The following is a 9,389-nucleotide window of genomic DNA, read 5'->3' on the forward strand; positions in this document are numbered from 1 at the left end:
GCCGTCCGCGCGGGCAGCAGGGGCGCGGCCCGGACAGCCCGGCACCCGGGCGAGCAGGACAGGGGCGATCAGGACAGGGGCGACAAATCGCCCGCGGCGTACTATCCCGTATCCCGGTCGGAAGGCGGACCGGAACGGGGGGAACATGTCACGCACCAAAAAGGACGATAAACCGGCCGGCTGGCGCAAGGCCGAGATCATCGAGGCCGCGGCACAGTGCTTCATGGAGCGCGGCTACCATGCGACCACGGTCGACGATGTCGCCACGCGGCTGAACGCGACCAAGGGCCGGATCTATCACCACTACGCGACCAAGACCGACCTCTTCTTCGACGTGCACCGGACGGGGATGGACCGGCTTTTCTCTGCCATCAGGCCGGTCCACGACCGCGGCGGACCGGCGCGGGAGCGCCTGGTCGCCATGCTGCTGGCCCATGCCCGCGCCATGCTGGAGCACCACACTTACGAGACCGTCGTGGCCCAGGGCGTCCAGGTTCACCGGTTCGACCAGACGACCGAGGGCCAGCGCCAGACCATGCGCGACCTGATCGCCACGCGCGACACGCTCGAGCAGCTCTTCAAGTCGACGCTGGAGGACGCCATCGCCGAGGGAACGCTCGCCGCGCGCGACGTGTCGATCGCCGTCAAGGTGCTGCTCGGCGGGCTGCAGTGGTCGATCTTCTGGTACCGCCCGCAACCCGGAGAAACCGAGGCCGACCGGGTCGCGCTGGCCGAAAAGATGGTGGCGCCGCTGGTCGCGGGTTTGCGCGCGGCCGATTGACAGACAAAAACATACTCGTCAGTATGTCTCCTCGAAAGAGGAGGTTTCATGCGCGTGATCATCACCGGCGCGGCCGGATTTCTTGGGCGGCGACTGACAGCGGCGCTGATTGCCAGGGGGCGCCTCATCGGCCCCGGCGGGGCGGAAGAGGCGATTTCCGAGCTGCTGCTGTGCGACATCGGCAAGCTTTCGGTGCCCGAGGCGCCGGCGGGCCTCTCCATCCGCACCTTCCAGGGCGACCTTTCGGACCCCGAGCGACTGGCCGCCCTGACGGCCGAGCCGTTCGACAGCCTGTTCCACCTGGCCTCGCAGCTGACCTTTCACGCCGAACAGGACCCGGACCAGGCCTGGCAGGTGAATGTCGCGCCGCTCCGTGCGATCATCGCGGCCGCCCGCGACTGTCCCCGGATTGTCTTTGCCTCGTCCATCGCGGTCTTCGGCGGCTCTCTGCCGCCCGAGGTGGACGACGCCCTGGCCCCGCTGCCCGAGACCACCTACGGCACGCACAAGGCGGTGAACGAGCTGATCCTGGCCGATGCCTCGCGCCACGGGCGCGTCGATGCGCGGTCGCTGCGATTGCCGATCGTCCTGATACGCCCGGGCGTGACCCAGCCCGTCGTCTCGGACCGGGTCGCGGCGATCCTGCGCGAACCGCTTGAGGGGCGGGACACCGACGCCCCACTGTCCGCCGAGACCGAGGTGCCGGTGGTATCGGCTGGCCGGGTCGTGGCGGGGCTGATCGCGCTGCATGACGTCCCGGCGGACCGCCTGCCGCCGAAACGCGCGCTCAACCTTCCTGCGTTGACGGTGAGCGTCGGCGAGATGATCTCGGCCGCATCGCGGGCCGGCGGCACGGGCCGCGTGCGGGTCGTGCCCGACGACGCGATGCAGGCGGTGGTCGAGGGCTGGCCGACGCGCTTCGTCTCGCGCCACGCCGCCGGACTGGGCATCGCGGCGGACGAGAGCGCGGACGCCATTATCGCGGATTACCTGGACCACAGGGACATCTGACATGGGCAGGACATGCATCATCGGCGCCGGCTCGTCCGGGGTCACGGTTGCGAAGGCTCTCAAGCAGGCCGGGGCAGAGTTCGACGTCTTCGAGAAGGGCAGCAACATCGGCGGGATGTGGCGCTACGAGAACGACAACGGCCAGTCCTCCTGCTATGCCTCGCTGCACATCGACACCAGCCGCCCGAACCTCGGCTATTCGGATTTTCCGATTGATCCGAAACTTCCGGATTTTCTGAGTCATCAGCAATTTCTGGAGCATCTGGAGCGCTACGCCCAGCATTTCGACATCCCGCGCCATGTCACCTTCGGCACGCGCATCAACTCGGTCGTTCCGAAGGAGGGGGGCTACGCCGTCACGCTGGGGTCCGGGGAAAGCCGGGAATACGACCGGGTGGTGATCGCGACCGGCCACCTGTCGGATCCGCGCATGCCCGACTTTCCCGGCCATTTCGACGGCGAGACGATCCATTCGCATCACTACAGGACCGCCGATCCCTATATCGGCAAGCGCGTCCTGGTGGTGGGAATCGGCAACTCGGCGGTGGACATCGCCGTCGATCTCTGCCGCCGGGCCAAGCATGTCACCCTGTCGACGCGGCGCTCGGCCTGGGTCATGCCGAAGTACCTGATGGGCATTCCGATCGACCAGTGGTCGGGATTTCTGGGCCGGCGGCTGCGGTTGCCGACACCGGCGGTCCGCCGGATCATGGCGCAGCTGATCAAGCTGGGGGTCGGGGACCAGCGACGCTTCGGCCTGCCGCGCCCCGAACATCCCATGTACCGTGAACACGCCACGCTGAGCCAGGATCTGCTGCCCAACATCGGCCACGGCTATATCGACGTGAAACCCAATGTCTCCGGGCTGAACGGCGCCCGGGTGGCCTTCGAGGACGGCTCGGACGCGCCCTATGACGCGATCATCTTCGCCACCGGATACAAGGTCGGCTTTCCGTTTCTCGACCGGGGCGTGTTCGACCCGGACCTGCAACTGGGCGAGCTCTACCGCCGGATGGTGGTGCCGGCCCATCCCGGCCTGATCCACGCGGGGCTGCTGCAACCGGTCGGGCCGACGATCCCGCTGGTGGAGACGCAGGGCAAATGGATCGCCGCGCTGGCTTCGGGCCGGATGTCGCTGCCCGACCGCCCGACCATGGACGAGGAGATCCGCAGGCACCGGGACTATCAGCGGCGCACCTATCTCGACGCGCCGCGGTACATCCTCGAGGTGGATTACAAGCTCTATACCGCGCAGATGAAATCGGACATGGCCTCGGGGCGGGCCGGCACCTAGGGGGTCAGGTCGCGCATCCAGAACTGAAGCCGATGGTCGGTCTCGCCCGGCTGGTCGATGTCGCGCCACCTGAAATGCGCCACCACGCCCGGCAGCGGCAGATAGCCCCGCCCCCGCCAGAAGGCGTCATGCGTCCGCGCGCCCTCGGGCCGCAGCGGGTGGTCCTCGGGGCGGATCACCCCGCAGAAGGCGCAATAGCGGCGGCCGAGGCTGCGGGCATGGTCCTCGCGCGCGTCGAAGAAGGCGTGGCCGAGGCCCCGGCCCCGGTACTCCGGCAGAAGGACCGACTCGGCGCAGTAGAATATGCGGTCGAGCGGCTCGGGCCTTTTGGCGAAGGGGGCGGCGAAATCCTCGGCATGGACCTCGAGCGCCATGCCCGTGGCCGCGCCGACGATCCGGGGCCCGTCGAGCGCGGCGACGACGATCGCCGTGGGATGGTTGTAGTCGCGAAGGTAACTGCGCTCGTAGTCGAGATCGCCGTCGTAGAGATAGGGCCAGTCGCGGAAGACCGCGATCCGCAGCCGGGCGATGTCATCGATCGCCGTCTCGAGCGCGGCGCCCGTGAGCGTCCGGATCTCGATCACGAGACCTGCCGCACCCAGTCCGCCAGGTTGTAGTAGGTCGTCACCCGGCAGATCAGCCCGTCGCGCAGGGTGAAGAACGACCCCGCCGGCAGGCGATAGTCTTGGCCGCGCGCCTCGGGCAGCCCCTCGTCGGTCGCGAGATAGGTACCGTTCACCACGAACTCGGCCGCGGCACGTGTCCCGTCACCGTTCACGAAAACGACCATGTCGGTCAGCCTCTCGCGGTAGCAGCGGGACATGTGGGCGCAGAACGCGGCGAAGGGGACCTTGCCGGTCCGCACCTGCCCCTCGTTCACGTGATGCGCAATGTCATCGGTCAGGCAGGCGAGCATGCCCTCGGTGTCGCCCCTGTTGAAGGCGTCGAAATAGCTGTCGATGATCGTCATGGGGATACCGCCGGAGGTCCGAAGCGTTGCCGCAGGTTCTGGATGATCTGGTCGCGGCACTGGCGATAGGCGTTCAGCTTCTGCTCGCGCGTTTCGCCGATGCCGGTCGGGTCCATGATCGGCCAGTAATCCACCGTCAGATGATAGTATTTCGTCAGGTCCAGCGCGCGTTTCTGACTGGCTGGCGAGAGCGCGACAACCATGTCGAAGCTGGAAAGGTCGTCGCCGAAGCGCTCCATCTCGTCGAACGATCGGGACCGGTGGCGGGACAGCTCGACCCCGATCTCTTCGCAGACGGCGATGGCGAAGCCGTCGATTTCGAGATCGTTGTAGCAGCCCGCCGACTGGACGTAGGTGTCCGTCCCGTAGAGCTTTTTCATGATGCCTTCGGCCATCGGGGACCGGACCGCGTTATGGTCGCAGCAGAACAGAACGGATTGCGGAAGTTCTGCTGCCACGCGGTCAGCCTCCGAAGTGCAGGACGCAGATCAGCGTGAACAGACGGCGGGCTGTGTCGTGATCGACCTCGGCCTTGCCCTCGAGACGCTCGATCAGGATGCGCGCGCCTTCGTCGTGAATGCCGCGCCGGGCCATGTCGATGGTCTCGATCTGCGCGGGCGGCAGGTTCTTGACCGCGTCGAAATAGCTTTTGCAGATGGCGAAGTAGTCCTTGACCACCTGTCGGAACGGGCCGAGCGACATGATGAATTGCGCGGCCGGGCTGCCATCTTCGGTCTGCACGTCGAAGACGAGCCGTTTCTCCTGGATCGACAGCGCGATCTTGTAGGGGCCGTCGGGCACGACGCGGTCATCCCGGTTCGGCAGGCTGAAACTGTTTTCCTCGAGAAGATCGAACATGGCGACGCGCCGCTCCTGTTCGATTTCGGGGGTGGGCGGCGGCAGATTGCGGTCGTCCAATTCTATCTGGGCAATGTAGGACATGGGTCCGGTTCCCTCTGATCGGATGCAGGTCTCCCTGCGCTCCAATCTATGCTGCACCGCAGCGAATTTCCACTTCTTCGCGAAGGTAGGTTAACTTTTGCGGGTTTGTCACCCCGTATTCGTGCCCTGCGCGTTCAGCTTTTCCCGCCGTGCCCGGACCGAGAGACCGTGCGCCCCGAGGCTTTCCGACGTGGCCAGCGTTTCGGCGGCCGGGCCGATGGCGGTCAGCGCCTGCGGCGTCATCCGCGCCATGGTGGTCCGCTTGAGGAAGTCCATGACCGACAGGCCCGAGGAAAAGCGGGCCGAGCGCGCGGTCGGCAGGACGTGGTTCGGCCCCCCGACATAGTCGCCGATCGCCTCGGGCGTCCACTGCCCGAGAAAGATCGCGCCGGCATGGATGCAGGACCGGGCCAGCCCCTCGGGATCGGCCACGCAGAGTTCGAGATGCTCGGGTGCGATGCGGTTCGAAAGCTCGGCCGCCTCGTCGAGGTCGCGCACCGTGATCACGGCGCCGTTCCCGGCCCATGAGGCCCCGGCGACCTCGCGGCGGTCGAGTGTCTCCAGACGTGCCTCGACGGCCTGCGCTACGGCCTGCCCGAAGGCGGCGTCGGTTGTGATCAGGATGGATTGCGCACTCTCGTCGTGTTCGGCCTGGCTGAGCAGGTCGAGCGCGATCCAGTCAGGGTCGTTGTCCCGGTCGGCGATCACCAGAATCTCCGAGGGGCCGGCGATCATGTCGATGCCGACCTTGCCGAAGACGCGGCGCTTGGCGGCGGCGACGAAGGCGTTGCCCGGCCCGGTGATCTTGTCGACCGGCGGGATCGTCTGCGTGCCGTAGGCGAGGGCCGCGATCGCCTGAGCACCGCCGAGCCGGTAGATCCGGTCCACCCCGGCGATGCGCGCGGCCATCAGCACCAGCGGATTCACCTGGCCGTCGGGCGTCGGCACGCAGACGGCCAGTTGCGGCACGCCCGCCACCTTGGCGGGAATGGCGTTCATCAGCATCGACGAGGGATAGGAGGCGATCCCACCCGGCACATAGAGACCGGCGGCCGAAACCGGCGTCCAGCGCCAGCCGAGCGTCGCGCCCTCGGGATCGGTCCAGCTGACGTCTTCGGGCATCTGCCGGACGTGATAGGCGCGGATGCGTTCGGCGGCGGTTTCCAGCGCCTCGCGCTCCTGCGGAGTGACGAGCGCGCAGTTCCGGTCGATCTCGGCAGCGGAAAAGGCCAGCGTGTCGGGCGTCAGGTCCAGCCGGTCGAAGCGCGAGGTCAGCTCAATCAGGGCGGCATCGCCGCGCGCACATACATCGGCGATGATCCCGGCCACCACGTCATCCACATCGGGGCTGTCTTCACGCTTCATCGACAGAAGCGCCGTGAAACGCTCTTCGAAATCGGCATCGGTCGTGGACAGGATGTGGGGCATGGCACTCTCCGGCTTTCGGCGCTTGTTACCGGTCGGGCCGGGGCGTCACAAGCCGCTAGTGGCGCGTCGGTTCATCATCCTCGCCCGTCTCGCCGCGCTCGATGGCCTCGATGGCCTCTTCGACATCCTCGGGATTGGTCGAGGGGATCGTGTACCCGCCCTTGAACCAGCGGGCCAGGTCCACGTCGGCGCAATGCTTCGAGCAGAAGGGGCGGTATGTCGCCTCCGAGGGCTTGTGGCAGATCGGGCAGCTCATCGCAGCATCTCCTCCGTCACGATCTGGGTCAGCGGCTGGCGGGCGCGCTTGCGCTGAAGCTCGTAATTGCCGAGCGGGGTCCAGCCGGCCAGCACCGTGTCGGTGTCGTCGGCCCTGAGCGCGGCGCGCAAGACGGTTTCGAAGGTGCGGCGGTCCTTCTTGGGCATAGGGGCGAGGTCGAGGATGATCTGGCCGCCCAGCCCCCGCAGCCGCAGCTGGCGCGGCAGATCGCGTGCCGTGGCAAGGTTCGCCTTCAGCCCGGCGGCAAGCGAGGTATCGCCGCCGGTGTTCACGTCTACCGCGGTGAAGGCGCGGGTCGGCTCAACGAACATCGTGGCAGAGCCGAGCGTCACCGCCGGCCGCAGCAGGGCCTCGATCTTCTCGAGGATGCCGTGATCTTCGAGACAGCCCGCCTCGGTCTCGATCTGCGCGGGTTCGGTCCATTCGCGCCAGGCGGTGGCATGGGGGCCGTCGCCCTCGGTCAGCTTCTCGGGCGCTCCGGCGACATCGCCCAGCACCTGCACGGCGAGGTCGGCCATGGCGCGGATGTCCTCGGCCACCGCCTCTTCGTCCGCGCCCTCGCAGGAGGATCGCAGGATCAGCCCGCCGTTGCGGTCGAGGATCGCATGGCCCGCAAGCGTGTCATGGGCAATTTCCAGAAGGGCGTCGCGAGCGGCCTCGTCCCGGACCTGTCGCGAGACATTCAGCCCCGGCGCCTCGGGCGTGACGATGGCGTGGCGGCTCTTGAACAGCAGCCGGGTGGTGACGGGGATGGCCTTGCCCGGTTCGGCGTGGCCGGTGACCTGCACCAGCAGCGGCTCGCCCGGCGACAGCCCCTTGACCTGCCGCAGGAAGGCCGGCCCGTCCGGGGTCGCGAGGAACATCCCCCCCTGCCCCTTCACCGGCCGGTCGGCCTGCGCGCGGTAGATCGTGCCCGGCCGCGGGGCGTCGCTGTCGATCAGCAGATCCTCGAGCCGGCCGTCGCGCATGAGGGCGGCGGCCTCGACCGGACCGTCCCGGCCCGGCAGGTGATCGAGCAGGATCAGCGTGCCTTTCATTCGGTCCTCCAGACCGGGTAGCCGGCCGCTTTGAGCAGGTTGGCCGTTTCGGCGACAGGCAGGCCCATGACGGCGGTATAGCTGCCCTGCAGCCAGGGGATGAAAGCGCCCGCCGGCCCCTGGATGCCGTAGCCGCCCGCCTTGCCCCGCCAGTCGTCAGTGGCGAGGTAGGCGTTCAGTTCCAGATCGTCCAGCCGTTTCATGCGGACGGTGGTGACCACGTCCCTTTCCCACAGGCGGTCGCCACGGCGGACGGCCACGGCGGTGATCACCTTGTGCCGGCGCCCCGACATGGCCAGCAGGAATTCCGCCGCCTCGCCGGCATCGCGCGGTTTGCCCATGATCCGACGGCCGAGTGCGACGGTCGTGTCGGCACAGAGCACCACCTCGTCCGCGCCGGCCTGGACCGTCCGCGCCTTTTCGCGGCTCATCCGCGCGCAATAGGGACGCGGCAGTTCGCCCTTGCCGGGTGTCTCGTCGATATCGGGGGGGCGGATCGCGTCGGGCGTCAGCCCGAGCGTGGCGAGAAGGTCCAGACGGCGGGGACTGCCGGATCCGAGGATCAGCTTCATATCGCCCGCGCCGCCGGGGCGCTTACTTGAAACGATAGTTGATCCGACCCTTGGTCAGATCATAGGGGGTCATCTCGACCTGCACCTTGTCGCCGGCCAGAACACGGATGCGGTTCTTGCGCATCTTGCCTGCCGTATGTGCGATGATTTCATGGCCGTTCTCGAGTTCGACCCGGAAAGTCGCATTGGGCAGGAGTTCCTTCACGACGCCGGGGAATTCGAGAGTGTCTTCCTTGGCCATGTAGTCTCCATCCTTGCGTTGCTCGCGAATGGACGCGCGAGTGCGCGTTAAATGGGGGCAAACGCCGACGTTTTCAAGTGGATTATGCGTGAGCGGGGCAGGTAGGGCGCAGGGCGCGGGCGGCGGCCGTCAAAGCCCTCTGCGGGGACCCGGGCCGCCCGACCGCAGGAAACTGCCGATCGGGCCTGCGGGGGCAGGACGGTCCCGCGAGCGGCCGCGCGGGCCGCCCCGGCTCAGGCCTTGCGACGACGCGCGACGTAGCCCATGCCGCCGATACCGGCCAGCAGAAGCGGCAGCGAGGCGGGCAGCGGGATGGCGGGCGTGATGGCACCGGTGACGGTCAAATTCACATCACCCGCAAATCCTACAGCGAAAAACCCGCCCAAGGCGTCGAGATCGCCCGTCAGCGTAGCGATTGCGTATGGCGTCGCGCCACCAAAGCTCCTCACAAGAAGAAGTGTCAGCACGTCATCGCCGGGGCCGAAGTCTTGGCTCAGGGAATGGTCCTCGACGGTACCATCAAACAAGATAGAAAAATCTGTATCGAAAACGGTCAGCGAAGAAGAAATGAATGCATCAGTGAGGGAATCGAAAGAGAGGTTCCCGCCGACTGGGAAGGGGCCAACAAGATCCGTAATTGAACCGGCATCCGGCCCGAATGTGAGATTATAGTCGAGGTCAACTATGCCATTGAAGTATTCGGGTCCTGTCGCAACCACGTCGTCCAGAGATACCGCCTGAGCCGCCCCCGCCGACAGGGCAATGGCGGCCGCGCCGATCGCCGTCTTGATAAAATGTTTCATTCCAATTTCCCCCGTGTGGTCGGGCGCGGCTTG

13 protein-coding genes are annotated in these 9,389 nt (G+C 67.0%); 3 read left to right on the forward strand and 10 right to left on the reverse strand.

The window, feature by feature from the left end:
- Window positions 1-145 precede the first annotated feature (145 nt).
- From OB2597_RS12495 to OB2597_RS12505, 3 genes are read left to right on the forward strand one after another with little or no spacing between them, the layout of a single operon-like run.
- Window positions 146-781 carry a TetR/AcrR family transcriptional regulator gene (locus tag OB2597_RS12495; RefSeq protein ID WP_009805938.1) on the forward strand — a complete coding sequence of 212 codons (636 nt, stop codon included), beginning with the start codon at window positions 146-148 and terminating at the stop codon, window positions 779-781.
- A gap of 48 nt (window positions 782-829) precedes the next feature.
- Entirely contained in the window at window positions 830-1,792 is a 963-nt protein-coding gene (locus tag OB2597_RS12500) for an NAD-dependent epimerase/dehydratase family protein (RefSeq protein WP_009805939.1), read from the forward strand.
- Window position 1,793: 1 nt separating this feature from the next.
- Window positions 1,794-3,086, forward strand: a complete 1,293-nt coding sequence (locus OB2597_RS12505) for a flavin-containing monooxygenase (RefSeq protein WP_009805940.1) — start codon at window positions 1,794-1,796, stop codon at window positions 3,084-3,086.
- Here OB2597_RS12505 and OB2597_RS12510 read toward each other — a convergent pair.
- The 10 genes from OB2597_RS12510 to OB2597_RS12555 form a co-directional block, all read right to left on the reverse strand.
- Window positions 3,083-3,670, reverse strand: coding sequence for a GNAT family N-acetyltransferase (locus OB2597_RS12510; protein ID WP_009805941.1), 588 nt, complete (start codon window positions 3,668-3,670; stop codon window positions 3,083-3,085). The two genes, OB2597_RS12505 and OB2597_RS12510, sit on opposite strands and share 4 nt — an antisense overlap.
- Window positions 3,667-4,056, reverse strand: coding sequence for a ketosteroid isomerase-related protein (locus tag OB2597_RS12515; protein ID WP_009805942.1), 390 nt, complete (start codon window positions 4,054-4,056; stop codon window positions 3,667-3,669). Before OB2597_RS12515 ends, OB2597_RS12510 begins: the two co-directional genes overlap by 4 nt.
- Entirely contained in the window at window positions 4,053-4,514 is a 462-nt protein-coding gene (locus OB2597_RS12520; protein ID WP_040609310.1) for an arsenate-mycothiol transferase ArsC, read from the reverse strand. The genes OB2597_RS12515 and OB2597_RS12520 overlap by 4 nt, the downstream gene beginning before the upstream one ends.
- A 4-nt stretch (window positions 4,515-4,518) precedes the next feature.
- A complete protein-coding gene (locus OB2597_RS12525; RefSeq protein WP_009805944.1) occupies window positions 4,519-4,998 on the reverse strand; it encodes a UPF0262 family protein in 480 nt (159 codons plus the stop codon).
- 108 nt (window positions 4,999-5,106) lie between these two features.
- Window positions 5,107-6,426: a histidinol dehydrogenase gene (gene hisD / locus OB2597_RS12530; RefSeq protein WP_009805945.1), complete on the reverse strand. Its 1,320-nt coding sequence runs from the start codon at window positions 6,424-6,426 to the stop codon at window positions 5,107-5,109.
- Window positions 6,427-6,481: 55 nt separating this feature from the next.
- A complete protein-coding gene (locus tag OB2597_RS12535; protein WP_009805946.1) occupies window positions 6,482-6,682 on the reverse strand; it encodes a DNA gyrase inhibitor YacG in 201 nt (66 codons plus the stop codon).
- Window positions 6,679-7,740 (reverse strand): ribonuclease E/G, encoded by a 1,062-nt coding sequence (locus tag OB2597_RS12540; RefSeq protein WP_009805947.1) that lies wholly within the window; start codon window positions 7,738-7,740, stop codon window positions 6,679-6,681. Before OB2597_RS12540 ends, OB2597_RS12535 begins: the two co-directional genes overlap by 4 nt.
- Entirely contained in the window at window positions 7,737-8,312 is a 576-nt protein-coding gene (locus OB2597_RS12545) for a Maf family protein (protein WP_009805948.1), read from the reverse strand. The genes OB2597_RS12540 and OB2597_RS12545 overlap by 4 nt, the downstream gene beginning before the upstream one ends.
- Window positions 8,313-8,334: 22 nt before the next feature.
- Complete coding sequence (infA, locus tag OB2597_RS12550; RefSeq protein ID WP_005978431.1) at window positions 8,335-8,553, reverse strand: translation initiation factor IF-1; 219 nt, start codon at window positions 8,551-8,553, stop codon at window positions 8,335-8,337.
- A gap of 233 nt (window positions 8,554-8,786) precedes the next feature.
- A complete protein-coding gene (locus OB2597_RS12555; protein WP_009805949.1) occupies window positions 8,787-9,356 on the reverse strand; it encodes a VPLPA-CTERM sorting domain-containing protein in 570 nt (189 codons plus the stop codon).
- Window positions 9,357-9,389: the final 33 nt, after the last annotated feature.

The organism is Pseudooceanicola batsensis HTCC2597, assembly GCF_000152725.1.
Classification (GTDB): Bacteria; Pseudomonadota; Alphaproteobacteria; order Rhodobacterales; family Rhodobacteraceae; genus Pseudooceanicola; species Pseudooceanicola batsensis.